Source organism: Vibrio sp. 1457, from assembly GCF_033340195.1.
GTDB lineage: Bacteria > Pseudomonadota > Gammaproteobacteria > Enterobacterales > Vibrionaceae > Vibrio > Vibrio alginolyticus.
Genome location: NZ_JAWOWA010000122.1, coordinates 1 through 1,114, shown reverse-complemented (window position 1 = coordinate 1,114; position 1,114 = coordinate 1). Strand labels below are relative to the sequence as shown.

Below are 1,114 nucleotides of genomic sequence, written 5' to 3'. Positions count from 1 at the left end.
CAGTTTTCTCCCGACGGCTCAATTCCTTGTTGGCAAGCTGTTGCCACTCCTGCTCGTTAGACATTATTTGCTCCGTAAAACGCAATCAAAATGAGGGTATTTGCGCTTACGGTGAGCTTTTTACGTGGGTTTGTCGCCAGCAAAAAAAATGCATTCAGACGTCGTTTTTTGCCGCCTGAGATTTGTCTATTTTGTGATGTGATTCAAGGAATACAAAAAGAAGTGAGGACAACGCCTGATATGTGCTATCAGGCATTATTTGATGGATTAATCCTGACGAAGGACTTTGTGACCATAATCGAGTAACGCATCAGTGACTTTACGCATCATGCGGCTTTCAGGAGCAAAGCGGTGCCAGTAGAGCATCCGTCGTTGAAATAGCCCAGGCGTTAAGTCAATCAGTTCACCGCTGGCCAGCTCTTTCTCGATTTGCAGGTGCGGGATCATACAGCAGGTGGTGCCCTGGCGAGCAAGTTGTACGAACGCTTCTGAAGAATTAACGATATGGCAGGGTACGCTGCCAGGAGGCAGATCGAAGTTTTGCTTCAAAAAGGCCTGGTGCATATCGTCAAGTTGGTCAAACACTGCCACTGGCGCTTTCAGTAAGGCCGAACGCGTTACGCCGTTAGGGAAATATTTTTCGGCAAAGGGTTTTGAGCTGACGAACAGATAGTCGAGCGCACCAAGTTTATCGACAAGACAACTCGGCAGCGCCTGATGTTGAATACTCACCGCGCCGACCACTTCGCCGCGGCGCAGACGTTCCTGAGTGCGGGTTTCATCTTCTACCTGCAAGTTGAGGCGGATAGGCGAATCAGCCAACACAGGAGCCAGTGCAGGAAGCAACCACGTCGCCAGACTGTCGGCGTTGACCGCCAGTGAAAGCAGCAGCGGAGTCGAACCGGTTTGTTCATCGCCCAGCCACTCTTCTTCCAGCAACTCCACCTGGCGCAGCAGTGCCAGCAGTTTTTGCCCTTGTTCCGTCGGGCGCGGCGGTACGGTACGCACCAACAGCGGCTGCCCGAACATATTTTCCAGTTGCTTAATGCGCTGTGAGACGGCTGATTGTGTAATGCACAGCTTTTGTGCCGCGCGCTCAAATCCTCGTTCACGG

General features: G+C 51.7%; 1 protein-coding gene. It reads right to left on the bottom strand.

The features are described from left to right. Positions 1–267: 267 nt before the first annotated feature. Positions 268–1,114: DNA-binding transcriptional regulator ArgP (gene argP / locus R7Z41_RS24200; protein ID WP_318141662.1), on the bottom strand; the 847-nt coding region annotated here is incomplete at its 5' end.